The organism is Arthrobacter sp. RT-1 (genome assembly GCF_003367205.1).
Taxonomy (GTDB): domain Bacteria; phylum Actinomycetota; class Actinomycetes; order Actinomycetales; family Micrococcaceae; genus Arthrobacter.
The window spans coordinates 266,995-288,861 of the sequence record NZ_QRGQ01000002.1; the positions used below are offsets into that span (position 1 = coordinate 266,995).

The 21,867-nt window shown below is 65.5% G+C and carries 24 protein-coding genes; 13 read left to right on the forward strand and 11 right to left on the reverse strand.

Features of this window, described 5'->3' with window-relative positions; all coding sequences use genetic code 11:
• Positions 1 to 100 precede the first annotated feature (100 nt).
• A complete protein-coding gene (locus tag DXK94_RS02615; RefSeq protein WP_115523698.1) occupies positions 101 to 943 on the forward strand; it encodes an IclR family transcriptional regulator in 843 nt (280 codons plus the stop codon).
• Positions 944 to 1,061: 118 nt separating this feature from the next.
• Complete coding sequence (locus DXK94_RS02620; RefSeq protein ID WP_258868408.1) at positions 1,062 to 1,916, forward strand: hypothetical protein; 855 nt, start codon at positions 1,062 to 1,064, stop codon at positions 1,914 to 1,916.
• Positions 1,917 to 1,961: 45 nt separating this feature from the next.
• On the opposite strand, the gene DXK94_RS02625 is transcribed toward DXK94_RS02620, so the two are convergent.
• The gene (locus DXK94_RS02625; protein ID WP_115523700.1) at positions 1,962 to 2,570 is read right to left on the reverse strand and encodes a thymidylate kinase; all 609 of its coding nucleotides are present in this window, start codon (positions 2,568 to 2,570) and stop codon (positions 1,962 to 1,964) included.
• 224 nt (positions 2,571 to 2,794) lie between these two features.
• Here DXK94_RS02625 and DXK94_RS02635 point away from each other — a divergent pair, with 224 nt between their 5' ends.
• Both DXK94_RS02635 and DXK94_RS02640 read left to right on the forward strand, forming a co-directional pair.
• The gene (locus tag DXK94_RS02635; RefSeq protein ID WP_079595856.1) at positions 2,795 to 3,067 is read left to right on the forward strand and encodes a hypothetical protein; all 273 of its coding nucleotides are present in this window, start codon (positions 2,795 to 2,797) and stop codon (positions 3,065 to 3,067) included.
• A 1-nt stretch (position 3,068) separates the two neighbouring features.
• Positions 3,069 to 4,001 carry a threonine/serine dehydratase gene (locus tag DXK94_RS02640; RefSeq protein WP_115523702.1) on the forward strand — a complete coding sequence of 311 codons (933 nt, stop codon included), beginning with the start codon at positions 3,069 to 3,071 and terminating at the stop codon, positions 3,999 to 4,001.
• 34 nt (positions 4,002 to 4,035) lie between these two features.
• Here the strand turns inward: DXK94_RS02640 and DXK94_RS02645 are convergent, their stop codons facing one another.
• Complete coding sequence (locus DXK94_RS02645) at positions 4,036 to 4,374, reverse strand: hypothetical protein (RefSeq protein ID WP_079595203.1); 339 nt, start codon at positions 4,372 to 4,374, stop codon at positions 4,036 to 4,038.
• A gap of 151 nt (positions 4,375 to 4,525) precedes the next feature.
• On the opposite strand from DXK94_RS02645, the gene DXK94_RS02650 reads away from it, so the two are divergent.
• Entirely contained in the window at positions 4,526 to 5,464 is a 939-nt protein-coding gene (locus DXK94_RS02650; protein ID WP_115523703.1) for a YncE family protein, read from the forward strand.
• Positions 5,465 to 5,541: 77 nt separating this feature from the next.
• Here DXK94_RS02650 and DXK94_RS02655 read toward each other — a convergent pair whose 3' ends face one another.
• The 3 genes from DXK94_RS02655 to DXK94_RS02665 form a co-directional block, all read right to left on the reverse strand.
• A complete protein-coding gene (locus DXK94_RS02655; protein ID WP_115523704.1) occupies positions 5,542 to 6,183 on the reverse strand; it encodes an NADPH-dependent F420 reductase in 642 nt (213 codons plus the stop codon).
• Between the two features lie 70 nt (positions 6,184 to 6,253).
• A complete protein-coding gene (locus tag DXK94_RS02660; RefSeq protein ID WP_115523705.1) occupies positions 6,254 to 6,928 on the reverse strand; it encodes a YitT family protein in 675 nt (224 codons plus the stop codon).
• Positions 6,925 to 8,019, reverse strand: a complete 1,095-nt coding sequence (locus DXK94_RS02665; RefSeq protein ID WP_115523706.1) for a histidinol-phosphate transaminase — start codon at positions 8,017 to 8,019, stop codon at positions 6,925 to 6,927. The genes DXK94_RS02660 and DXK94_RS02665 overlap by 4 nt, the downstream gene beginning before the upstream one ends.
• Before the next feature lie 91 nt (positions 8,020 to 8,110).
• Here DXK94_RS02665 and DXK94_RS02670 point away from each other — a divergent pair, with 91 nt between their 5' ends.
• Entirely contained in the window at positions 8,111 to 8,596 is a 486-nt protein-coding gene (locus DXK94_RS02670; RefSeq protein ID WP_115523707.1) for an Lrp/AsnC family transcriptional regulator, read from the forward strand.
• Between the two features lie 202 nt (positions 8,597 to 8,798).
• On the forward strand, positions 8,799 to 10,793 hold the full coding sequence (locus DXK94_RS02675) for a rhamnogalacturonan lyase (protein WP_115523708.1): 1,995 nt from the start codon (positions 8,799 to 8,801) through the stop codon (positions 10,791 to 10,793).
• Between the two features lie 84 nt (positions 10,794 to 10,877).
• Here the strand turns inward: DXK94_RS02675 and DXK94_RS02680 are convergent, their stop codons facing one another.
• From DXK94_RS02680 to DXK94_RS21345, 3 genes are all read right to left on the reverse strand, one after another.
• Positions 10,878 to 11,807, reverse strand: coding sequence for an SRPBCC family protein (locus tag DXK94_RS02680; RefSeq protein ID WP_115523709.1), 930 nt, complete (start codon positions 11,805 to 11,807; stop codon positions 10,878 to 10,880).
• A 149-nt stretch (positions 11,808 to 11,956) separates the two neighbouring features.
• A complete protein-coding gene (locus DXK94_RS02685) occupies positions 11,957 to 12,655 on the reverse strand; it encodes an SRPBCC family protein (RefSeq protein ID WP_115523710.1) in 699 nt (232 codons plus the stop codon).
• Between the two features lie 249 nt (positions 12,656 to 12,904).
• On the reverse strand, positions 12,905 to 13,060 hold the full coding sequence (locus DXK94_RS21345; RefSeq protein WP_176156718.1) for a hypothetical protein: 156 nt from the start codon (positions 13,058 to 13,060) through the stop codon (positions 12,905 to 12,907).
• 239 nt (positions 13,061 to 13,299) lie between these two features.
• Here DXK94_RS21345 and DXK94_RS02690 point away from each other — a divergent pair, with 239 nt between their 5' ends.
• Positions 13,300 to 13,911: an NADPH-dependent FMN reductase gene (locus DXK94_RS02690; protein WP_079595196.1), complete on the forward strand. Its 612-nt coding sequence runs from the start codon at positions 13,300 to 13,302 to the stop codon at positions 13,909 to 13,911.
• Between the two features lie 76 nt (positions 13,912 to 13,987).
• Here the strand turns inward: DXK94_RS02690 and DXK94_RS02695 are convergent, their stop codons facing one another.
• Complete coding sequence (locus tag DXK94_RS02695) at positions 13,988 to 14,461, reverse strand: sensor histidine kinase (protein ID WP_115523711.1); 474 nt, start codon at positions 14,459 to 14,461, stop codon at positions 13,988 to 13,990.
• Positions 14,462 to 14,659: 198 nt separating this feature from the next.
• On the reverse strand, positions 14,660 to 15,862 hold the full coding sequence (locus DXK94_RS02700; protein ID WP_258868409.1) for a rhamnogalacturonan acetylesterase: 1,203 nt from the start codon (positions 15,860 to 15,862) through the stop codon (positions 14,660 to 14,662).
• A 631-nt stretch (positions 15,863 to 16,493) separates the two neighbouring features.
• Here DXK94_RS02700 and DXK94_RS02705 point away from each other — a divergent pair.
• From DXK94_RS02705 to DXK94_RS02715, 3 genes are all read left to right on the forward strand, one after another.
• Positions 16,494 to 17,330, forward strand: a complete 837-nt coding sequence (locus tag DXK94_RS02705) for a response regulator transcription factor (protein WP_115523712.1) — start codon at positions 16,494 to 16,496, stop codon at positions 17,328 to 17,330.
• 81 nt (positions 17,331 to 17,411) lie between these two features.
• Positions 17,412 to 17,831: a YkvA family protein gene (locus DXK94_RS02710; protein ID WP_115523713.1), complete on the forward strand. Its 420-nt coding sequence runs from the start codon at positions 17,412 to 17,414 to the stop codon at positions 17,829 to 17,831.
• A 74-nt stretch (positions 17,832 to 17,905) separates the two neighbouring features.
• Positions 17,906 to 18,085, forward strand: coding sequence for a hypothetical protein (locus DXK94_RS02715; protein WP_115523714.1), 180 nt, complete (start codon positions 17,906 to 17,908; stop codon positions 18,083 to 18,085).
• 27 nt (positions 18,086 to 18,112) lie between these two features.
• Here the strand turns inward: DXK94_RS02715 and DXK94_RS02720 are convergent, their stop codons facing one another.
• Positions 18,113 to 19,141 carry a LacI family DNA-binding transcriptional regulator gene (locus DXK94_RS02720; RefSeq protein ID WP_115523715.1) on the reverse strand — a complete coding sequence of 343 codons (1,029 nt, stop codon included), beginning with the start codon at positions 19,139 to 19,141 and terminating at the stop codon, positions 18,113 to 18,115.
• A gap of 176 nt (positions 19,142 to 19,317) precedes the next feature.
• Here DXK94_RS02720 and DXK94_RS02725 point away from each other — a divergent pair, with 176 nt between their 5' ends.
• Entirely contained in the window at positions 19,318 to 20,259 is a 942-nt protein-coding gene (locus DXK94_RS02725) for a dihydrodipicolinate synthase family protein (protein ID WP_115523716.1), read from the forward strand.
• 127 nt (positions 20,260 to 20,386) lie between these two features.
• On the forward strand, positions 20,387 to 21,685 hold the full coding sequence (locus tag DXK94_RS02730; protein ID WP_181884720.1) for an Nramp family divalent metal transporter: 1,299 nt from the start codon (positions 20,387 to 20,389) through the stop codon (positions 21,683 to 21,685).
• Positions 21,686 to 21,867: the final 182 nt, after the last annotated feature.

Here is a 21,867-nt window from a genome sequence, read left to right on the forward strand (position 1 = left end):
AAGCTTCCGAAATCGTACTTTTCACTCAGTGAAAAGTCACTTTGTGGCGGGGGCCACAAACGGAAGGCTTGGAGGAGAACATCAAGGGCGTGGAGGCATTGTGGCGGGAGCAGGCAGGGTGGCCGGAGTGGTTCCCCAGGGTGCCGGCCAGCCAGTGGTGGTCCGGGCGCTCAGCCTGCTGGGGCAGTTCACGGAACAGCGCCGTGCACTCAACCTGTCCGAGCTGTCCCGCCTGGCCGGCCTCGCCCCTGCCACCACCCTTCGCCTGGCCAGGCACCTGACGGAGTGGGGCGCCCTGGAAAAGTTGGAGGATGGGCGCTATGTGGTGGGTGTCCGGCTCTGGGAGATTGCGTCGCTCTCGCCCCGTGGCCACGGAGTGAGGCAGATAGCGCTGCCGTACCTTGAGGACCTGTACGAGGTGACCCGCCACCATGTGCTCCTCGCCGTCCGCGAAGGCAGCGACGCGGTACTCATCGACAGGCTCTCGTCCCGGACCGCAACCGAGGTGGCCTACCGCGTAGGAGGCCGGCTGCCCCTGCGCACGACCGCCGTCGGGCAGGTGCTGCTTGCCCATGCCGGACCGGAACTGCAGGCGAAGGTGTTCGCGCGGCCTGGGGACGCCGAGCCCGGGTCCGGAAGCCTGCCGGCCAAGGAGCTGCGCGCGGCGCTCGCCGGAGTCAAGCACTCCGGTGCCGCCGTGGTCCGCAGGACCCATCCCTCCCGCACGGTGTCCGTAGCGGCGCCCATCCACGGAGCGGACGGCGACGTTGCTGCGGCGCTGTCCATCGTGGTTCCGGATGCGGTAACACCGGCCCATGAACTGGTGCCCCTGGTGAGGGCTGCTGCCCGGGCCATCTCCAGGAACCTGGGACACCAGGCGAAGGCCAGCGGCGCGTGGCGGCATCCGCCGTCCACCGCGTCCAGCCTCAGCGGCACCCCTTGACCTGCACCCCTGACCCGGACACGGCCCTAAAGTTATCGCTCCGTGACGTGCGAGTCCGGCGCAGACCCTTTACGCTGGAAACACTAAGCATGCTTTCTATCTCGAAAGGGTTGTCCTCATGCGAAAAGTTCCAGCACTCGGACTGATGACTGCTGCAATGCTGGCCCTGGCCGGCTGCACCGGAGGCGGCGGCGGTTCCGCCAGTCCCAGCCCCACGCCGACGCCGACGTCCTCCGCCACGGAAGACGCAAAGGTGTACACCGAGGATGAGCTTCGCAACCTCATCTCCGGCAAGACCGACGCGGACGGCAACGAGCTCAAGCTCTACTCCAAGGAGCAGGTGGACCAAGGCGGGAACCTCGCCAACCTGCTCCTGAGCACGGCCACTGTGGATCCCGAGGACTGCAAGGACATTGCCACCGCAGGCCTGCTGGACACCGTGGAAAACGGCGAGGTGGCCGTCGCGATTTCCGAAGGCAACTCGCCCCGCACCCTCTCCGCCCAGTCCGGCAGCGAAGGACCTGACGCAGAGCAGGTCCTCACCGACATCAAGGGCAAAATGAGCCAGTGCGCCACCTTCACGGTCCAGGCGCTGGGCCAGAGCTACGAAGTGTCCAGCGAGGAACTGCAGGCGAACACCGATGCGGAGGAGACGTTCGCGACCCTCAGCACCCGCAGCGGCGAGAACCAGCAGAAGCTGATGCAGGTGTCCGCGGCCGAGGACAGGCTGCTGGTAGTGGCCACCAAGAGCGGCGCGGACCTGGGTGACGCTGACCAGAAGGAACTCGAGGACCTCATCAATGAGGTGCTTGAGCAGGCCGACGGCGGCGGCGCGACGTCCAGCCCGACGTCGACGTCCACGTCGCGTTCCACGGGCACTGCCTCGCCTGACGAGTCACCGTCACCAACAGTGACGGTCACCGAGACGGTTGACAGCGAAACACCGACGGCATCGCCGACGGCCTCGCAGTAGCAGGGCAAACCAGAAAGGTGGGCGGGACCTGGTTCCGCCCATCTTTCACTTCGTGGCTGCTTTCTTTGCCGGAGCCGGGATGCGGCCGGCGACGTCCCTGACAACGGACTCAAGGCGGTCAGCCAGTTCCGAAGCCGGAAGGGTGGCATCCACCTTGACGAAGCCTTCGTATTCCGGCAGCCCCGCGTAGGCATCCCGGAAGGCGGTGAGGTCCTCCAGGGTCTCGGCGTCTGTCCCGCGGGCAACAATCCGCCGGTGCGCCTCACGCGGGTCCGCGTCCAGGTGGATGACGGCATCCGGCTGTGGCAGTACGGCCAGGAGCCACGGCAGAAAGCGGCCGCGGGGTAGGCCTTTGGTGGCGCGGAGGGCCAGCTGGCAGTAGAGGTGGCGGTCCATGACCACCAGCCCGTCGAAGCGGCCGGCCCGCACGTGGGAGACCAGGACGTTCCAGACGCGGAAGATGGTTTCGATGCCGTCAGCCAGGCGGTCCGGCGGCCGGATCCCCCACTTTGCGGCGAGGACCGACATGCTGCGCCGGCCCGCATGGTTGTTCAGCAGCAGTACCTTGCCGCCCTTGGCTTGAATGTCGGACACCAGGGCACGGGCCGCCGTGGACTTGCCGGAACCGTCGATTCCGGTAAGAACAATAATCACGTGGCCTCCTTCCGCCATGGGGTTAAACGCCGGGGACGCCGCGGAAGTCCCGGTTGAGTCGCAATTCACAGGTAACGGGCCGGTTTTCACAGCTTACGCCGGACAATTCACAGGTCCGGCCCTGCTGCCTGCCGAACCCGCGTGTGCAGCCGTAGGCTGGAAACCGGTGCCGGGCTCCGCTCCGGTGCCAGGCAGTCAGTTTTCCCACGGTGAAAGGCAGGACCATGACCGCTTCCAACGACGAACCCCAGAACACCGCGGACCTTCGGGGGCCCGGCGATCCTGACGAAGCCAAGGGTGCTCAGGATGCCGTAACGGAGGCCCCGCAGAGCGGGCAGCACCCCGAGCTTCCCCACGCGTCCAACATCCGCGAGGAGCAGCAGGCGCACGCGGCCGGCACCGTACCGGCGTCGTACGTGGGAAGCGGCGACCCCGGCCAGGACGACAAGCCCGAGGAAGCGCTGGAGGAGCCGGGAACCTGGGACGACGAGGTCTGACATGATCACCCGCGCCGACGTGGACCGGGCCGCGCGCCGGACCGCAGGCCTCACCCGGCTCACCCCCGTGATGGAGGCTGACCGGGACGCGTTTCCCGGCCCCGTCTGGTTCAAGTGCGAGTTTATGCAGCACACCGGGACCTTCAAAGCCCGCGGAGCCCTCAACCGGATCCTGGCCAGCAAGGAACGCGGCGAACTGCGCCCGGAGGTGGGCGTGGTGGTGGCCTCCGGCGGAAATGCCGGGCTCGCCAATGCCTACGCGGCCGCGCAGCTCGGCGTGCCCGCCACCGTATTTGTTCCTGCCTCCGCCCCGGAGGTCAAGGTCCGGAAGCTGAAGGCCATCGGCGCCACGGTGGTGCAGGGCGGCACGGAATACGCCGTCGCATACCAGGCGGCCATTGCGCACGCCAAGGAAACCGGCGCGGTCTACTGCCACGCCTACGACCAGCCGGAAATTGCGGCCGGCGCAGGAACGGTGGGATCCGAACTGCTGGACCAGGTGCCCGGCGTGGAGACCGTCCTGGTGGCCGTCGGCGGCGGCGGACTCATGGCAGGGATCGCCGCTGCCGTCGAGGGCCATGCCAAGGTGGTGGCGGTGGAAACCGCAACGGCGCCCACGCTGCACGCGGCGCTGTCCGCCGGAAAACCGGTGGACGTGCCGGTCTCCGGAGTGGCTGCGGACTCTTTGGGCGCCCGCAGCATCGGTGGCATCGGCTTCTCCGTGGCGGTCCGCACCGGCGTCGAAAGCGTCCTGGTGTCCGACGACGACATCATTGCCGCCCGTGCGGCCCTCTGGGACGGCTACCGGATGGTGGTGGAGCACGGTGCCGCGGCCGCGTACGCCGCGCTGGCCTCCGGCGCCTATACGCCCCGCCCGAATGAGCGCGTGGCCGTCATCCTGTGCGGCGCCAATACGGACCCGGCCACCCTGTAGTCCAGGCGGCCGGGTCCGGTCAGCGAAGAAATACTTAGCTGCAGAACTGGCTGTACGTGCTGCCGGCCTGCTCGTAGCCTGCCTGGAGTTCGGCGAGCTTGGCCTCGTCCGGCGTCTCCTTGGCCTGCTCGTCCGTGTATTCGAGGATGGACTCCAGCGCGGGCTTGAGATCGTCCGATGCCACCGCGTGGATGGGGCGGATCTGGTTGGCGAGGCGGTTCATGCCTGTCTTGCCGGCGTTGTTGGCGGGGTTCGACACAACGGACTGGATCCGCTCGCAGGTTTCAGCGGTGGACAGTTGGTTGGAGGCGGAGCAGGCCGTGGCGGAGACAACGAGGCCGGCGGCGAACAGGGCTGTGGCGAATTTCTTCATGGGTCCCTCAGTAGTCGATTGAGGTTTCGATTGTAAGCAGAAGGGGGGCTTTGATGCCTTGGCGGGCCTATCCGGCAGTCTTAAACTGGCAGCACCATCGTGCGGAGCTGCCGCAGATCGGCCCCGCGCATCCGCCAATCAAGGAAGCATCATGCGCCGAAACGTACAGCGCCGTACCGCGGTCGGATTCATCGCTCTTCTAGCTTTGCTGTTGCCCACCGCACTGCCGGCAACAGCCTCACCGCCGTCCCGGGACGACGTCATTGTGCTCGACGGCGCCACCTCCGCCGAAGGTATCGCGGCTGGCGAGGGAACAACTTTTTACGCCGGGGAGCTGATGAGCGGCGATATTTTCCGCGGCGATATTGGTGAGGGAAAAGCCACGCGCTTCATTGACGTGCCGGCTGGCAGGATGGCCGTCGGCATGAAGGCGGACACCAGGAACGATCTGCTGTTTGTGGCCGGTGGTATGACGGGCAAGGCGTTCGTCTACAACACCGAAACCAAGGCAACGGTCGCCGAGCTCACCCTGTCCACAAAGGAAGGGGCGTTCATCAATGATGTGACGCTCACGGACGACGGCGCCTGGTTCACCAACTCCAAGTACAACGAGCTGTACCTGGTCAAGGTCAGCCGCTGGGGTGAGGTACGCAAGAATGTCAGGACGCTGACTGTGCTGGGCGAGGCAGGAGCTGCCCTGGCGCGTGAGGACTTCGGCATGAACGGCATTGCGTCGGCCAGGGACGGCCGGGTGCTGATCGTTGCCCACAGCAAGAACCAGGCCCTCTACACAGTGCATTCAAGGAGCGGGGAAAGCAACAGGATCAAGGGACCGAACCTCCAGTTCGTGGACGGGATCCTGGTGAAGCGCCACACGGTATGGGCAGTCCAGAACATGTCCAACCAGATCAGCCGGCTGGAGCTCGCCGATGACCTGTCCTCGTTCACGGTCAAGGACGTCATCACCAGCAAGCACTTCGACGTCCCCACAACTGTTGCCAGGTTTGGGGACACCCTGGCCGCGGTCAATGCCCAGTTCGGCCGGCCGGCCAGCCCGCATGAGGTGGTCCTGGTCCCGGCCTGGGGCTAAATCCAACACAAACCGGCTGCCAGCAGACGCGCGTTCGCGGGGCTGCTGGCAGCCGGTTTCCGTGTCCGGATACAGCGCTAGACGGTCCGCGTTGCCTTGGCCAGGTTGTCCTTGAGCTCCTGGGCGTTTTGCCGCACCACATAGGCCGGGCGGTCCCGCTCAACCCGCCAGCTGTCCTCCAGCAGGCCGATGTTCACCGTATCGAAGCCGAACTCGTCGTACAGGCGGGTCACCAGTTCGGCGGCTTCCGGGTAGTCGCTGGCTGTTGCCAGGGCACGCCGGTCCTCGCTTCCGGTGGGAGTCCCGTCCGTGGTGATGTCGGAAGCCATGATGTGGTTGAATCCCTTGGCCACCTTGGACTCCGGCAGGTGTTCCTGCAGCAGCCCGGACGTGGTGGCCTCGCCGTTGTCCAGGGCGGGGATCCGGCCGTCCCGCTCCCAGTAGTAATTGTTGGTGTCGATCACGATTTTGCCGGCCAGCGGCTCCACCGGAATGTCCTTGTAGTTCTTGAGCGGGACGGTGACCACGGCGAAGTCGCCGGCCGCTGCTGCCTCTGCGGGAGTGGCGGCCCGGGCCTTGGCGCCGAGCTCGGCCACCAGGTCTGCCAGTGTCTCCGGCCCGCGGGAGTTGCTGATGACGACGTCGTAGCCCAGTTCCACCGCCTTCCGGGCGACTTGGCTTCCAATATGTCCTGCACCGATGATTCCGATTGTTGTCATGTGGGCGGCAACCACGGCCCCTCCGAAGATATTTCTGGCCGTTTCGGGGAATAAAGGGGCGGCCCGGCAGCTACTTCCCCAGGTAGCGGCCGGGGCGGTGGTTCAGGGCGACGATGAGGTTCAAAAGGGTGGCGCCGGCCGCGGACAGCAAAACCATCAGCGGTGGCACCAGTGCCAGGGCGGCCAGCACGATGGCCACGTCCAGCACCATCTGCACATACCCGGCACGCCACTTCAGTTTGTCCTGCAGCAGCAGGGCCAGAATATTGAATCCACCCAGGCTGGACTTGTGCCGGAAGATGATCAGCAGTCCGACGCCGGCCAGCAGGTTTCCGCCCAGCACCCCATACACGGGATCGATGTCCAGGGCGCCGAGCGCCGCCGGATGCATGCTGGCCATGACGGAGACCAGGGCAACGGAGGCCCCGGTGCGCAGCGCAAAGTTCCAGCCCTTCTTCCATACCGCCAGGCCGAAGAACGGCAGGTTCACGGCCATGAAGATGACGCCGAAGGGCAGCGGAATGGTGTAGCTGAGCAGCAGGGCCAGGCCGGCGGTCCCGCCGGTGACGGCTTCACTGGATTTGAGCAGGTACAGGCCCAGCGACGCAGCGAACGTGCCGGTGAGGATGCCCAGGACGTCCTCAGCCAGGGAATGGCGGACGGCCGACGGCGGCGTGGCGCGTGCCGCCGTCGTCCCTTCTTCCGGCGTGGCCGGGACAGCGGTGGTTACGGTCGAGGTGCTCACTGGGCGGCAAACCTCCCGCGGTCCGCAAGGACGGCGAGCACCCGGTCATTCGTTTCCCTGTCCGCCAGGGTGATCCGGACGCCGTCGCCCGCGTAGCCGCGGGCCAGGATGTCCGCCGCGGAAAGGCCGTCCAGCAGCTGCCCCCGCAGCTCGTCCGAGGCGCGCAGCCAGTAGAAGTTGGCCTGGCTGTCCGGGACGTTCCAGCCGAAGCCGCGGAGCGCTGCGATGACGCGGGTGCGTTCCTCGGCCACCGCGCTGGTGCGGGCCAGAATCTCGTCACCGGCCGCCAGTGATGCGACGGCGGCGGCTGCTGCCATCCGGTTGACGCCGAAGGGGATGGCGGTGCGGCGGAGGCCGTCGGCCACGGAAGGCCGGGCAATGGCATAGCCGATCCGCAGGCCGGCGAGGCCGTAGGCCTTCGAGAAGGTCCGCAGGATGCACAGGTTGGGATACCGCCGGTAGAACTCCAGGGAGTCCAGGCCGGGCCCGCGCTGGTACTCGATGTAGGCCTCGTCCAGGACCACCAGGACCCGCGGCGGGACGGCCCGCAGGAATTCCTCGAGCGCATCCGCTTCGATGGACACGCCCGTGGGGTTGTTGGGGGAGCAGAGGATCACCAGCCGGGTGCGGTCCGTGATGGCGGCGGCCATGGCGGCAAGGTCGTGCTGCTCGTTATCCAGCAGCGGTACTGGGACAGGTGCGGCGCCGGCCACCGTGACCAGGATGGGGTAGGCCTCGAAGGACCGCCACGCGAAAACAACCTCGTCTCCGTGATCACAGACTGCGGAGATGATCTGCTGCAGAACGCCCGAGCTGCCCGGCCCCGCCGCAATTTCGTCGGCGGATACCGCGTGGTGGCGGGCGATCGCTTCGCGGGCATCCACCGCTCCCATGCTGGGGTAGCGGTGCATCCGGGCAGCCTCTGCCGGGATGACGTCGACGACGGACGGCAGGGGAGCGAAATGGCTCTCGTTCGAGGCCAGGGCAGCGGTCAGTGCCGACTCTGCGCTCTTGCCGGCAACATACGCGGGAAGGCTGGCGACGGCGGCGCGAAGTCCGGGCGCTGCCGCTTCGGGGAGTGTGCTGGTCATACAGGCATCGTGTGACACGGCGTGGAGTCTGCGCAACACAGCCGTTCCCGGCAGGACAGATCCGGGCTGCCGGATGGACTGAGGTGGCAAAATGCTCAGTATGCACCTTATTGATGCTCTTGATGCCGAGATCCTCCTCACACTTGACCGGGATCCGCAGGCCACGGTCCTGTCCCTGTCGCGGACACTCGGCGTGGCACGCAACACCGTCCATGCCCGGCTCCGGCGGCTGGTCAGCGACGGCAGCCTGGCGCCGTTCAGCCAACGGGTCCGCACCGAGGCGCTGGGGCTTCCCCTGATCGCATTCATCTCGATTTCGATCAGCCAGTCCTCAAGTGACGAGGCGGTGGCGGCGCTGCGCACCATCCCGGAAATCATCGAGATGCATGCCACCACGGGCGACGCCGACCTGCTCGCGAAGGTGGCCGCGAAGGACCCGGCCGACCTGCACAGGGTCACCAACAAAATGCTGGCGATTGCCGGCGTCGTACGCACCAGCACGGCCATGTCGCTGGTGGAAGTGATGCCCACCCGGACCCTGCCGCTGCTGCAGGCGGCGGCAGCGAAGGCACAGTAAATAGAACAAATTCTCCCATTTAGTACCGGAAAGTCCTTGACCCCGCACAAGGGCCGCTGATAAACCTAAAGGGCAGAAAGCGTTTTCCACGCACCTGGAACTCCCCAGCAGATCCAACTTGCAGGACTCCGGGCGCCTGAGTGAAACGTTCCAAACTGTCGTGCGGCAGACTCAGCTGCCGCCGCATCAAAGGAGATGTTCTTTGCCTTATCCCTCGAAATGCTCCCTCCGATCCAATGCCGGCAGGGCCTGGAAAGCCGCCCCCCTTGCCGCTGCCGCCTCCCTGACCGTGGCGGCGCTCGCCTTCACCGGCGTTCCCTTGGCCCAGGCAAACCCCAGCCTTCCGGCTGCCTCCGGCAAGGCCGACCTCAAGCGCCAGGTGGAGAACCTGGACCGGGCGCCGGTAGCTGTGTTGACGGACCAGGGTGTCTCCCTGGGCTGGCGCATGTTGGGCCTGGACCAGGACTCCGTCGGGTTCCACGTGATCCGCGACGGAGTCCAGCTCACCGAAGAGCCCATCCGTAACACCACAACATACGTTGACCCGGCAGGAACCGCAGCCTCGAAGTACGTCATCAAGACCGTGGGCAACGGCAACGGGCAGGACAAGCTCAGTGCCGAATTCACGCCGCTGGCGCAGAACTACCTGTCCATCACGCTGGACAAGCCGGCCGACGGCGTCAGCAAGGATGGAAAGCCGTACACCTACACCGCCAGCGACGCCACCACGGCGGACCTGGACGGCGACGGCAGCTACGAGATCATCCAGCTCTGGAACCCGTCCAACGCGCAGGACAACTCGAAGTCCGGCTACACGGGCAACGTCTACGTTGACGCCTACAAGATGGACGGCACGAAGCTCTGGCGCATCGACCTTGGGCACAACATCCGTGCCGGCGCCCACTACACGCAGCTGCTGGCCTACGACTTCGACGGCGACGGCAAGGCCGAGGTCTCCTTCAAGACCGCGGACGGCACCAAGGACGCTGCGGGCACCGTCATCGGCGACGGTGCGGCGGACCACCGCAACAGCGGCGGCTACATCCTGTCCGGCCCGGAGTACCTCACCGTTTTCAACGGCGCCACCGGAACCATCATGGACACTGTGCCCTACGACCCGCCGCGCGGCACCGTGTCCGCCTGGGGCGACGGCTACGGCAACCGCGTGGACCGCTTCCTCGCAGCCGTGGCCTACCTCGACGGCGAGAAGCCCTCCCTGATGTTCAGCCGCGGCTACTACACCCGCACCGTCCTGGTCACCTACGACCTGGTGGACGGCAAGCTGGTCAAGCGCTGGACGTTCGACTCCGACGCCGCAGGCAGCGAGTACAAGGGCCAGGGCAACCACAACCTCTCCGTGGCGGACGTTGACCAGGACGGCAAGGACGAGTTCGTCTTCGGTTCCATGACCATCGACGACAACGGCGCCCCCCTGTACAACACCAAGCTGGGCCACGGCGACGCCATCCACACCAGCGACCTGGACCCCTCCCGGCCCGGCCTGGAGACCTTCGCCGTGCACGAAAGCATGAGCCAGAGCGGCAACCGCGGCGCTACCTTCCGCGACTCGGCCACCGGCGAGGTGCTCTGGAGCATCCCGGCCACCCGCGACACCGGTCGCGGCGCCGCCGGGGACATCGATCCCCGCCACGCCGGCGCCGAAGGCTGGGCCGTCGGCGGAGACGCCGCCTGGAACTCCCCCGTGGGCCAGCTGCGTTCGGCCAAGGGTGAGCTCATTGCCAATAAGATCCCTGCAGCCAACTTCCTGGCCTGGTGGGACGGGGACCTGCTCCGCGAGATTGTGGACCACGACTTCGACGCTGTTGCCGGCGTGGGTGTGCCCACCATCTCCAAGTGGAACTGGGAAACCGAATCCAGCGACAGGTTGCTGACGGCTGCCGGCGCCCGCACCAACAACCACACCAAGGGCAACCCCTCACTCCAGGCGGACCTGCTGGGTGACTGGCGCGAGGAACTGGCCTTCCCGTCGTCGGACAGCACGGAACTGCGGATCTACACCAGCACCTCACCCACCGAGGTCCGGCTCCGCACCCTCATGCATGATCCGGTGTACCGCACCGCCGTGGCCCGGGAGAACGTGGCATACAACCAGCCGCCGCACCCGAGCTTCTTCATCGGCGAGGGCATGGAAACGCCGGCCATGCCGTCCGTGACCTACGCAGGCACGGACAAGTAAAAAAGCAGGAACGGCAAAACGCCGCCCGCCTCGGGAAAGAGGCGGGCGGCGCTTTTGCTGTGCGGCTACAGCGGCTAAACCCGGTCAGTGCTGGCCGAGGTTGCCGCCCACGGGCGGCAGCCCGCCGTCGGGACGGCGGTCCTGCTCGCGGCGCTCGCCGGCGCTGAGGTTCTCGCCTTCCAGCGTCTCGTCGGACTCGCCGGTGGTGTCCACCAGGCCGTTGGTCTGGTCGAAGGCATGCCCGATCCTGTCATCGCCCAGGTCGGCGACCGAACCGGTGGAGCCGGCTGCCGCCGTCGTACCGGTTGTTGTGGTACCCGTGACGGTGGTGTCGGTGGTCAGCGGCGTGACGGTGGCCGGCTCCCCGGGAGCCACCGGAGTCACCGTTTCGTCGGCAGCCGCGGTTTCGCCCTTGTTGCCACTAGCTGCCATGGCTGCTGCTGCGCCCGCTGCTGCGGCAACGCCCAGGCCGGCTGCCACCTTGCCTGAGACGCCTGCCTTGCCGGAGTCCCCGCGGGATGCCGCGGCATCCTCAACGCCGGGCGTGCCAAAGGTGGCGCCGGGGTTGACGGTGCCGCGCCAGGCGCCGCTGGCGTATCCTTCATCCTCAATGAACTCCTTGAACCGCTTCAGGTCTGCTTCGGCCTGCCGGTCCACCACGTTGAGCTTGTCGCCCACCTTCTCAATAAGTCCTTCGGGCTCGTACTCGAGCGTCAGCTGGATGGAGGTCTGGCCGCCGCCGATGTCCTCGAACTCGACAACGCCCGCGTTCGTGGCGCCTTCCGTAGCTGCCCAGGCAACCTTGCGGTCCGGTACCTGCTCAAGGATCTTGGCTTCCCACTGCCGGCGGACGCCGCCGATTTCGGCAACCCATTCCAGCCGGTCGTCACTGAGCTGGGTGACGCTCTTGACGCCGCCCATGAAATGCGGGAACTCCTCGAACTGGGTCCACTGGTTATAGGCCGTGCTCACCGGTACGTTCACCAGAATGCGTTTTTCCACCTTCGTGCTCATAACGTCTCCTTTACTTGTCACCGGGAACTGATGAGTCGGTAAAAATCATCAGCATGCTTACCAACATACCTTTTGGGGGCGCTGGTTTCCAGAGCATGGGAAAGACGACGGCGGCGGTGCCTTCCGAGGTGAGGTTCCGGTCAGTGCCGCTAGGGTGAGCCGGTGAAGGGCGGGATGTAGCCTCCGCCCTCGCGCCGGTACCGGCGTTCACCGGAACTGTAGTTCTCGCCGTCGGCCGTCTCGTCCGACTCTCCTTCCAGGTCCACCAAGCCGCCGGTCTGGTCGAAGGGGTGCTCAAACCGGTTGTAGGGCCGGGGCGCTGCCTCAGCCTCTCCGGTGGTCGTGCCGGCGCTTGTCTCTGGAGCGGGACCGGTGCCCGCGGCGGTACCCGCCGTGCCCGGAATCGATTCGCGCAAGGCTCCGGTCGCATGGCCCTCGTGCTCGATGAATTCCTTGAACTTCTTCAGGTCGTGTTCCGCCTGCCGGCCCACCACGTGGAGCAGGTCGCCAACCTTTTCCACCACGCCTGCCGGCTGGTACTCCAGCGTGAGTGCCAGTTCGGTCCTGTTCGCGCCGACATCCCGGAATTCGACTTTTCCCGAGTTGGTCGCTCCTTCGGTGGATGCCCAGGCCACCCTGCTGTCCGGCACCTGCTCAAGGATCTCCGCTTCCCATTCCCGGCGGACTCCGGCGATGTGCGCCACCCATCTTAGGCGGTCGTCGCTGAGCTGCGTCATCCTCTCCACGCCGTCCATAAAATGCGGGAAATCCTCGAACTGGGTCCACTGGTTGTAGGCGGTGCTGACCGGTACATCGACCACAATCCGTTTCTCCACTTTCGTGCCCATCGTGTCTCCTTCGACTGAACCGAATTGATGGGAAAACTGAGGTCATCAGTAGCTTCACGATAGACCCGCCGGAACCCCCAAACCAGCCCGACGGCGGCACCTGGCAGGGTGCCGCCCGTCGGGTCCCCGCGGGAGTTGCGGAGGGCCGTGTCAGTCCAGATGCCTGCCGATCAGCGCCAGGTTCTGGATGACAGCAAGGCCGAACTGCGCGGTCATGCCGCGGGCAAAGGGCATGCCGGACGGCCGGATTTATGAGCTCTTCTTGGCTTCAGGAGTCTCAGGCACGTCCGCGCCCTCGGCCGGATCCTGGGTGTGGACCCGGATGTCTGTAGGGTCGGCGTCCGGATCGCCCTCGGCAGGGGCCTCGTTATGGACGCGCTGGTCCTGCAGTGGATTTTCGGTCATGGCTGCTCTGCTCCTCCGGAGGGCGCGGTGGACATGGTGGGGACTGCGATAGTGATCATTGAGCGCTTCCGGAAAGGGCCTGTCAAGAACCTTCCGTCCGCTCTGGCCGGGGCCGTTCTTCTGTGCTGGACTGGTGATGCACTGAGCACCAACCGCCGCCGCTGGTTCGGTACAGCGGCGGCACCTTTTCCAGACGAACATGGACGGCCGGCGTGACCGGCCAGTGGAAGGAAACACTCATGGCACCGTTCAAGATCGGATACTTCGTGGGAAGCCTGGCTACCGGCTCCATCAACCGGGTTCTCTCCCAGGCGTTGATCAAACTGGCTCCGGAGGACCTGGAGTTCACGGAAATCCCCATCAAGGACCTCCCCTTGTACAGCTACGACTACGACGCCGACTTCCCGCCCGAGGGCCGCGCCCTCAAGGAGGCCATCGAGGGGTCCGACGGCATCCTGTTCGTTTCCCCGGAGTACAACCGCTCCATCCCGGGCGCACTCAAGAACGCGATCGACTGGGGCTCCCGGCCCTGGGGCAGCAACTCGTTCGCCCGCAAGCCCACCGGCATCATCGGCGCCTCCGTAGGCAGCATCGGTACCGCGGTGATGCAGTCCTCGTTCCGCAGCGTCCTCAGCTTCCTGGATGCCCCGCAGCTGAATGCTCCGGAAGCCTACATCCATTACAACGCGGACGTGTTCGGTGAGGGCGGCGAGGTCAAGGACGAGGGGACCGCCAAGTTCCTGCGCCACTACATGGACGAGTACGGGGCCTTCGTGGCCCGCGTCCTGGCTGCCAACGCACCCGGCCACATCGGCGACCTCGAGCACGACTCCGCCAAGCTGACGCGCTAGCTTCCGGGGTAACCCCGGGACAAGCAGATGCCCGCCGTCCCAGCGACGGCGGGCATCGGTCTTTCGGCTGGTGTCCTCAGTCCAGCGGCAAGGTAACGGTCACGCTGGTGCCCTGACCCGGGGAGGAGCAGATGTCCACACTGCCGCCGGCTTCGTGGACGGCCACGGACATCAGCCGAAGACCGTAGCCGTGGTGGCGCCCGCAGGTGGCGAGCCTGCTGTCAAAGCCCGAGCCGTCGTCGGCCACTACAAGGCGGATGCCGTGGTCCACCGCGGCAAGCTGGACGGTAAGCTGCGATGCTTCCGAGTACTTGTAAGCGTTGCTGAGCGCCTCGCGGGCGGACTGGTAAAGCAGGGACGCGCAGTCCGCCGGAATCTCGATGCCCCAGTGCGGAGTATCCCAGCGGACCGCGGTCCCTTGCTGACGGAGGGGCACGGTGAGCCGGTCAATGCAACCGGCAAGCCCCAGGGTGTAGAAGTCGAGCGGATGCTGATCCGTGAGCACGCCTCCTACGGCGGTTACTTCATCAAAGGCTAATTCGTTTCCCATGACGTCCTGCTCCCCACAAGCTGTTGGTCCTTATGCGTCCAGCATGGACCTGCAACTGCGGGGGTCAGCAAAGTTTTAATCAAGATCGCATCAATTCCGGGTGCGTCATCCGGCCCTGCGGGTTGTGCTGCTTTACGGGCAAGGAACGACGGCGGAACGCCGGCTTCCAGCCGCACCCCGCCGTCGATTTTTGCCTGCTTAGTCGCTGCCGGCCGGGAGGCCCTGCCGGGCCAGGTCCTCAACCACCAGGCGGGCCAGTTCGGTGGCGCCGGCGCGGTTGGGGTGCAACGCATCGCCGGCCATGAACAGGGCCAGCGTTGCCTCCGGACCGATCTCCGTAAAGTAGGCCGAAGCCAGGACGTTCAGGTCCACCAGGTGTACGCCCTCCTCCTGAGCCAGGGCCACGGTGGAGTTCCGGTACCACCGGTTGACGGAGGTGTGCACGCCGTCCACAAAGTCGGTGGCGCGGCCCTGCGGGGTCACCAGCACCGGGGTGGCTCCCGTGGCCGCCACCTGCCGCACCATGTCCCGCATAATCTCCTTGAACTCCGCCTCGGTCGTGGCGTTCTTGGCGGCGGTATCATTGATGCCCATTTCCAGCAGGAACAGATCGCCGGGCTTGATGTACTGCAGGATGGCCTCGAGCTGTCCGTCATTGCGGAAACCGCGGGCGATCTGGCCGCCCGTGGCCATGTTCCGGACATCGAACTCCTCCGGATCCACGTATTGCGGCAGCATCTGGCCCCAGCCGCCCTGCACGCTGGATTCCAGAGGGTAGTAGCTGGCCACGGTGGAGTCGCCGCCCACCCAGATGGTCGGGTCCATCTCCGGGTGGCGGGACACCTTCTCAATCTCCAGCGCGCTGAGGGTGAAGGCAGTTCCCACCTTGCCCTCGGTAACCAGGAGGTTGAGCTGGCCGTCCAGGACCGGGAGTTCGAAGAAGGCAGTGGCACCGTTGCCGGTCAGGTTCATCTCTTGGAACACGCCTTCGGCGGCGATGCTGGCCCTGGAGGTGTCACCCAGCGTGACGGTCACCTTGTACAGGCCCTCCTTGAGGTCCACGTTGAACGTGTTGGCGCTCTTGGTGCCGAACTGGAGGAAACGCACGGCGTCGCTTCCCGCTCCGGTGACCTTGGCAGGCACGTCCATCATGTGCTCCGGAGTGTTGAAGCCGTAGCGGGTGTCAGGGCTGTAAGCGTCTTTTGCGCTGACGCCGGTGTAGCCGTCTTCCACCGGGCCGTTGCCGAAGTCGAAGCGGTAGTTGCTGGGTTCAGCACTGGCTTCCGGGGCTGCCAGTGTCAGCCCGGCGCCGCTGAGCAGGACGGCCGCAGCCAGTCCGACGGCGGTGGTCCGCTTCGGGGTTTTGCCCGGCTGTGTGGGCATGGCGGCGCTGATGATCAAGGTCATCTCCTTTGATGGGGTGGGGGCTGCCCTGAAGGGCTTGGAAGCCTTTTTGTAACGATTCATCGCGATGCGTTACAGCATTTGTAACAGTGCCTGCTGTTCGGAGTCAAGAGATTTTGTGCGCTTGATGTTTGGTTTTGGTTGGAAATGTCACGCACTGACCAGTGCCGCTGGTCGCGCGGGAGTCTGCGGTTGTAATCCTGACCCGCGTGGCGGCTTTTTGCCCGTCAATTTTTGTCCGGCATATTCCCGGGCGTATCGGAATCGGGAATGTGGTCGAGCAATATTGGAATGAGTGTGCGCTGCGCCGCATTTTGTACGGCGCTTCTGATGGCGCTCCTCGCAGCGGAATGAAAAGCAGGTGACGGTGCACAACACGCGTGTGACCTGCGACTACGTCACCGGCCGAAGCCGATGGCGGCCTCGAGAAGGCGAGCGAAAAATCGTAAAAGAAATGCCATATGTGCGAACCTCAAGAATCACTCAACCTGTGCCAAGGAAAGCCAATTTGCCCTATTTCATTGGATAGGCTCAGGAGCGCATTCCGCAGACCTTACAAAAAAGCCATCCGTCGGGCTTGTGTCACCGAATGCACTATGAGTACGTCAATACGGGATGCGGGGCATGCATGGTGGAGCGCGGTGTTGCCGTGGTGGTCGAGGACGACGACGACATCAGGTCCGCCCTGACGGAGGTGCTGCAGCAGTCCGGGTTTGCCGTGCACTCGACGTCCTCCGGCTGGGCTGGCGTCGAAGCGGTCCGTACCCACAATCCGGACATCGTCACCATGGACGTGGGGCTGCCGGACTTTGACGGGATCGAAGCGTCGCGGCGGATCAGGACGTTCAGCGACGCCTACCTCATCATTGTCACCGGCCGGGTGGACGAGGCCGACGCGCTGATGGGATTCGAGGCGGGTGCTGACGACTACCTCACCAAGCCGTTCCGGCCCCGGGAATTGCGTGCCCGGATTGCCGCGATGCTGCGCCGGCCCCGCACCCTGCAGGCCGCTCCCGCCGAGCGCCCGCAGGGCAGGCGCCGCCCCGGCCGTCGCCAGCCCCGGCAGCTGTCCGAACATCCCCAGGCGGCCGCTGCCGTTCAGCAGCCGGACGACGGGCCGGACGTTGCAACGCCTCCGGACCGCTGCGACTTTGCCCACCGGGGGTTAACCCTTCATGAAGGTTCCCGCCAGGCCGCCATCGATGGGGTGCCGGTGGACCTGACCCGAACCCAGTTCGATCTCCTGCTGTTTCTGATGGAGGGCGGCCGGACGGTGCAGAGCAAGGCTGACCTGGTCCGGCGCCTGCGCAATGAGCCTTATGCCACCGGGTCCTTCGTCAGCGCCGGTGAGGAGCGTGCCGTGGAGGTGCACATCGGCAACCTCCGCAAGAGGCTGGGCGACAATTCCGGCCGTCCCCGCTGGGTGGAAACCGTCCGCGGGGTGGGCTACCGCATGACGCCGTAGACGGGCGGATCTCCACCCGTCCGTTCCGGCGTACCCTCGTACAGGAGCCGGAATCCGTCCGGTCCCGCGGAGGGGTGAAGGATGTCCTGGGAAACCGTCGCCGGAATCGTGGCAGGGGTGCTGCTGGCATACGCCGTGCTCCTGTTCCTCCTGTGGCTCTACGCACGCCGCCACCCGGAAACCGTCACCATGAAGGACGCGCTGCGGCTGCTCCCGGACCTGTTGCGGCTCATCCGCAGGCTGGCCGCGGACCGCAGTGTCGCCGTCGGAATCCGTGTCCGGCTGGTGCTGCTGCTGGCTTACCTGCTCTCACCCATCGACCTGGTTCCGGACTTCATCCCGGTGATTGGCTACGCGGACGACGCCGTCATCGTGGCGCTGGTGCTGCGCTCGGTCATCAAGCGCGCAGGCGCCGACGCAATCCGCAGGCACTGGCTTGGAAGCCCTGCAGGGCTGGACGTCATCCTGAAAGCGGCCGGTCCGGTTGCGGGGCCGCGGTAAATAAATACAAAACCTTCGGCGCCTTTCCACCCGAGGGCTGTTAGCGTGGAGGCCCGGCCAATGAAGGAGGAGCGATGACCATCAACTCACCCGATTCCCTGCCTGAGGACGAGCCCCGCGAGGGTGCCGCAGGTACCGAAGGCAAGAACGACGGCGGGATCCCCAGGGGTGGCGATGGCATTGGCATCTCAGCCGATGCGGAGCCGAACACCTTCGAGCCCGAAGAGGACCCGGACGCCACCGAGGAGCCTTAGCCCCCGGACGCCTGCCAGGTGGCGGGGCTAGGACCTGCCGGATTTCCCTTCAAAGCGCGGCCCGCTGGATTCGCGCGGAATCAGCGTGGGAATGGACTTCCGAACCCGCGGTTCCGAGCCGGGCTCCATGATGAGGTCGATGGCGGTCCGAGCGATCTGGTCCAGATGGACGTGGACCGAGGTCAGGGGAGTGGGGAGCCGTGACGCCAGGGGCGTGTCGTTGTAGCCCACCAGTGCTACATCGGTGCCGATCCTCAAATGATGCCGATGGGCCGCTGACATGATTCCCATGGCGATGTTGTCGTTTGCGGCGAATACGGCGGTGGGGCGGGTGGCCGCGTCCAACAGGGCTTCGCCTGCTTCGAACCCGTTCTCAATGCCGTAGCCACCCGCAATGACCCAGTCCTCGCGGGGAACAATGCCTGCCTCGTTCAAAGCCCTGCGCGCTCCGGCCAGGCGTGCGATGCCGGTTGAGGTGAACGACGGGCCGGTAACGACGGCGATGTCCCGGTGCCCGAGGTCGATCAGGTGGCGGACGGCAAGGTAGCCGCCCACCTCGTCATCCCCCAGGGCCGAAGGACTTGCGCCGTCCGTGCGGAGGACCAGCGCGTGCGCCACGTTGCGCTCGCGCAGCAGCCGCGGAAGCTCGTCGTCGAGCCGTGCCGTGGCAAGGATCAGCCCGTCAACGTTCCGGTCGAGCAGCGTCTCGGCAGCACGGCGTTCATCATTGGGATCGTCCCCGCTGGTGGCCACCATCGCGAAGTATCCGCGGGCGGCGGCGGCACGTTCGAGTTCCTCGAACATCAGCGCCATGACCGTGTCGCTGAGGCGGGGGACCAGGACGCCCAGGGTCCGTGTCTCGCCGCGGCGAAGGCTGGAGGCAAAGGAGTTCCTGCGGTAGCCCAGCTCTTCGGCAACTTTCCGGACATGCGCGGCGGCAGCGGAACGGGAAGCGGTCCGCTCATCCAGGGCGCGGCTGGCGGTGGAAATGCTCACGCCGCTGGCTGCGGCAACGTCCTTCAGCGTGACGATGGTGCCCGGCGTGGCCCGTTCCATGGCGGTTCTCCTCTTCCTTGGCGGTGTACAGACACTCTATTCCTGAAATCTGCAAACGTTCTCTTGACAGTGGCCTGTGACACGGCGCACAATGAAAACGTTCCCGCAAACGTTCTCATCCGAGAAGGAGCATCGCGGGACTGCCGACCATCAAAGAAGAGAAGAAGGTAGCTGCAATGACACTCGATCTCCGCGGACTCAGCCCCGCACCTGTCACCCCGTTCACCGAAGATGGCGCTGTCGACTTCGCTGCGATCCAGCGTCTGGGTTCGTGGCTCGGATCGATTGAGGGCGTGAAGAGCCTCGTCGTCCTGGGGCACGCCGGCGAAGGCACGTTCCTTACTGAAGAGGAGCAGCTGGACGTTATCCGTGCGTTCGTGGCCTCGACCGACGGCCGTGTACCGGTCGTGGCGGGCATCACGAAGGAAGGCAACAAGACCGCGGCCCTCGAGGCCAAGAAGGCCGTCGAGGCCGGCGCGTCAGCTGGTCTCGTCTACCCCTCGCACGGGTGGCTGCGCTTCGGCTACCAGAAGGGCGCCCCGCAGTCGCGCTACCAGGAGATCTATGAAGAGTCGGGTCTGCCTCTGATTCTCTTCCAGTACCCCGACAACACCAAGGCGACCTACGACCTCGAGACCCAGCTGGAGATCGCCGGCCAGGAGGGCGTCTTTGCCACGAAGAACGGTGTCCGGAACATGCGCCGGTGGTACACCGAGATCCCCGCGCTGCGCGCCGCGTATCCCGAGCTGCAGGTGCTGTCCTGCCATGACGAGTACCTGCTGCCGACAATGTTCGATGTTGATGGTCTGCTCGTCGGCTACGGCAACATCGCCCCCGAACTGCTCGTCGAACTGATCGAGGCCGGCAAGGCGCAGGACTACCCGCGTGCACACGCAATTCATGAGCGGCTGCTTCCGGTGACCAAGAACGTTTACCACCGCGGTTCCCATATGGAGGGCACCGTCGCCTTGAAGTGGGGCCTCGTGAACCGCGGCATCCTGGACCACGCCACAGTCCGCACCCCGCTCCTGCCCCTGCCCGAAGGCGCCGAAACCGAAATCGCGGAAGCCTTCGCCGCCGCAAACATCGGCAAGGTCACCACCACCGCTGCCGTCTGACCCTACCCATCACGGGTCCTCACGGGTGGCGGGCCCCTTTGGCCCGCCGCCCGTGCCCCAGCTTTTACTCTCCATCCCGGGCCAACGCACGCCCCCAGCAATGTCGCTGTATAAGGAGGACTCGCAGATGCGCGAGCACAATAGGACCATCACCCATCCCGGATCGACGGAACAGAAGATGGCTGCACCGCACGTACACCCCGCACCGGCAGGAACCGGAAAGCGCCGGACGTTCCTGGGCTACCTTGCCCTCATGGGCCCGGCCTTCGTCGTCGGAGCGTGGCAATTCGGACCCGGCAACCTGACCACCGCAGTCCAGGCCGGCAGCCGCTTCGACTACAGCCTCGTCTGGGTCATTGCGGTCTCCACCATCCTGATGATCTTCTTCACGGACATGAGCGTCAGGCTCGGCATCGCCACTCCCACCTCCCTGATCACCTCCATCAAGGAACACCTCGGCAACTGGGTGGGCGTCCTGGCAGGATTCGGCGTCTTCGGCATCACGCTGATGTTCTCCGTCGGCAACGCCGTTGGCTCCGGCCTGGGACTATCGCTCATTTTCGGCGGATCCCCGGTCCTCTGGACGGTCGTCTGCACCGCCGCCGTCGCCTTCGTCCTGGCTTTCAAGAACGTCTACGGGATCGTCGAAAAAGCCCTTCTGGTCATTGTTGTCCTCATGGGCATCGCCTTCATCGCCAGCACCGTGGTGGCACAGCCTGACTGGTACCGCTCCCTTGAAGGCATGGTCCCCACCCTTCCCGCCGGAAGCGAAATCCTCATCGTCGCGCTCGTGGGCACCAACTTCTCCATCAACGCCGCCTTCTACACCTCCTACGGCATCAAGGAACACCGCCGCACCCGTGCCGACTACCGCGACATCACGCTCGTCGACACCATCCCCGGCATCGTCGCCCCCGGCATCATGACGGCCCTGGTCATCATGGTCGCCGCGGCAGTCCTCGGAAAAACCGGAGCCGAAGCCGGAACCATCAACGCCCTCGCCTCCATCTTCACGCCCCTGGCAGGCCCCGTCGGTGCAATGCTCTTCGCCCTCGGCCTCTCCGGAGCAGCGTTCTCGTCAATGATCGCCAACGCCACCGCCGGCGGCACCATGCTCTCCGACGCCATGGGACGGGGCGCCAAGGCAGGATCAGTCGCCGCCCGGATCGTCACCGGCATGATCCTCGCCTTCGGCCTGATCATCACCCTGTCCTTCCAGTCCTCACCGGTGGCCCTGATCGTCATCGCCCAATCCTTGACCGTACTCATCGCCCCCATGCTGGGACTGCTGATCGTCATCATGGCCAACAGGCGCTCCGTCATGGGCGATCTCCGCAACAAGTGGTGGCACAACCTCTTTGGAGCCATCGGCCTCATCGCCATCGTCGCCTCCTCCATCAGGCTCATCACCACCCTGATCGGCTAGAAGACCACACACTCCGACGCTTGAGTAGTGCCCAGCCTTATGAAGGCGGGCACTACTCAAGGTTTAATCAAGATTTGCGCAAGCGGACCGAAACGGTCTGGAACCGAGATTACTGGCGGGTAAATTTCTACCTGTTTCCACGTTATTTCCCCCAACACGGAAGCAAAGGAAGCCCCCGCGCT

Coding starts and splice junctions, on each gene's coding strand:
- DXK94_RS02620 (WP_258868408.1), top strand. CDS start 1,062: ATGCGAAAAGTTCCAGCACTCGGACTGATGACTGCTGCAATGCTGGCC.
- DXK94_RS02635 (WP_079595856.1), top strand. CDS start 2,795: ATGACCGCTTCCAACGACGAACCCCAGAACACCGCGGACCTTCGGGGG.
- DXK94_RS02640 (WP_115523702.1), top strand. CDS start 3,069: ATGATCACCCGCGCCGACGTGGACCGGGCCGCGCGCCGGACCGCAGGC.
- DXK94_RS02645 (WP_079595203.1), bottom strand. CDS start 4,374: ATGAAGAAATTCGCCACAGCCCTGTTCGCCGCCGGCCTCGTTGTCTCC.
- DXK94_RS02650 (WP_115523703.1), top strand. CDS start 4,526: ATGCGCCGAAACGTACAGCGCCGTACCGCGGTCGGATTCATCGCTCTT.
- DXK94_RS02655 (WP_115523704.1), bottom strand. CDS start 6,183: ATGACAACAATCGGAATCATCGGTGCAGGACATATTGGAAGCCAAGTC.
- DXK94_RS02665 (WP_115523706.1), bottom strand. CDS start 8,019: ATGACCAGCACACTCCCCGAAGCGGCAGCGCCCGGACTTCGCGCCGCC.
- DXK94_RS02670 (WP_115523707.1), top strand. CDS start 8,111: ATGCTCAGTATGCACCTTATTGATGCTCTTGATGCCGAGATCCTCCTC.
- DXK94_RS02680 (WP_115523709.1), bottom strand. CDS start 11,807: ATGAGCACGAAGGTGGAAAAACGCATTCTGGTGAACGTACCGGTGAGC.
- DXK94_RS02685 (WP_115523710.1), bottom strand. CDS start 12,655: ATGGGCACGAAAGTGGAGAAACGGATTGTGGTCGATGTACCGGTCAGC.
- DXK94_RS21345 (WP_176156718.1), bottom strand. CDS start 13,060: ATGACCGAAAATCCACTGCAGGACCAGCGCGTCCATAACGAGGCCCCT.
- DXK94_RS02690 (WP_079595196.1), top strand. CDS start 13,300: ATGGCACCGTTCAAGATCGGATACTTCGTGGGAAGCCTGGCTACCGGC.
- DXK94_RS02695 (WP_115523711.1), bottom strand. CDS start 14,461: ATGGGAAACGAATTAGCCTTTGATGAAGTAACCGCCGTAGGAGGCGTG.
- DXK94_RS02705 (WP_115523712.1), top strand. CDS start 16,494: ATGGTGGAGCGCGGTGTTGCCGTGGTGGTCGAGGACGACGACGACATC.
- DXK94_RS02710 (WP_115523713.1), top strand. CDS start 17,412: ATGTCCTGGGAAACCGTCGCCGGAATCGTGGCAGGGGTGCTGCTGGCA.
- DXK94_RS02715 (WP_115523714.1), top strand. CDS start 17,906: ATGACCATCAACTCACCCGATTCCCTGCCTGAGGACGAGCCCCGCGAG.
- DXK94_RS02720 (WP_115523715.1), bottom strand. CDS start 19,141: ATGGAACGGGCCACGCCGGGCACCATCGTCACGCTGAAGGACGTTGCC.
- DXK94_RS02725 (WP_115523716.1), top strand. CDS start 19,318: ATGACACTCGATCTCCGCGGACTCAGCCCCGCACCTGTCACCCCGTTC.
- DXK94_RS02730 (WP_181884720.1), top strand. CDS start 20,387: ATGCGCGAGCACAATAGGACCATCACCCATCCCGGATCGACGGAACAG.